This is a genomic window from Coprococcus sp. ART55/1 (assembly GCF_000210595.1).
Taxonomy (GTDB): domain Bacteria; phylum Bacillota; class Clostridia; order Lachnospirales; family Lachnospiraceae; genus Coprococcus; species Coprococcus aceti.
In genome coordinates, this window is the sequence record NC_021018.1 from 706,159 (window position 1) to 707,382 (window position 1,224).

Below are 1,224 nucleotides of genomic sequence, written 5' to 3' on the forward strand. Positions count from 1 at the left end.
TAGCACTGCTATTCTTCTCTGTGATTTCACTGAACATTGCACTGCCGGCTCCGTCCTCTGAAATCACAAGTATCTTGGCATTATCAAAGTTCCACGACTTTCTGTCTCCTGTAAGACCTGATCTTGAACCAGCCTTATCATATGTGGAATCCTTGATATTATCCGGTATGTTACCATCAAGGAAATCAAGTATTGATACACCCTCATACCACTTATAGTATGTTCCATAGTTAAGGTAATCGCTACCACCCTCGCTGGCTTTTCTCTCTGCCTGAAGAATAAAGTCAGAGATCGTCTTTGTTGTCTTGTTTATATCAGGAGTCGTCTTGTTATCATCTGCCTCCTGATAAAGTGTCTTAAAGAAATCCGGCTCTGTAACAAGGACATTATCATATCTTGCCACAGCACCCTTAGTGATCAGCTTGTATGCAAGTGCACCCATTCTGTAATCATCATTATTTCCTGTTATAAGCTCTGGCTCTGATGTACACAGAGTTCCTGTACACAATGCTATAGGATGTGAGTTTGCTGTAGCATACGCATCCAACCAGTTATACAGATCCTCGCTTATATCATTTGCTTTGCTGGCATAATCGCTGGCACCATTCGCCCAAATATATATGAAATCCGCCTGATTGAGGATTCCCTGGGCTGTTGTATCCATGCTGTTCAGCTCGCTGACTGTACAAGTTGTAAGAGTCACCGCACCGGCAGCCATGTTATCGCTTATCGTCTTATATCCATTGAACACTGCAAGTCTAAAATACTCACCTGCATACACATATCTCCAGAGATATGTTGTTGAATCGTATCCTGTCAGCTTCTTCGCATCACCTGAAAACTTGCTATCAGTGACGGTTTCCTTCAGCTTCTCATCCATATCTGCATTACCACTATATGAATCAGGTACTATCTGGACGATTCTGAATTTGTCCTCTCCTGTCTGTTTCTTGCCAGCATCGTTGGAGTTCTTGACTGCCAGATCGATATTGGACAATCCTGTCAGACTTGTAGATTTGCTTCCGCTGCCGTTCGCATCACTCAGGGAAGCCTGAGAATCGGAGTTAGCCAGTGTATAATTCACAAATATAGAGCTGACTACAAGTGCGAATATAATAGCTATAGATGATAAGACTATTTTTTTATTCTTAAACACTGTATTTTCCTCCTCTATTAATCCCACTCATGCTTCTTGAGCACGAATGAGTTTCTGAGTCCAACTAC

General features: G+C 42.1%; 1 protein-coding gene. It reads right to left on the reverse strand.

Annotated features, from left to right (window positions below):
• Window positions 1-1,156, reverse strand: a 1,156-nt coding sequence (locus CCU_RS03405) for a hypothetical protein (RefSeq protein ID WP_208895956.1), incomplete at its 3' end; no start/stop codon positions are given.
• Window positions 1,157-1,224 lie beyond the last annotated feature (68 nt).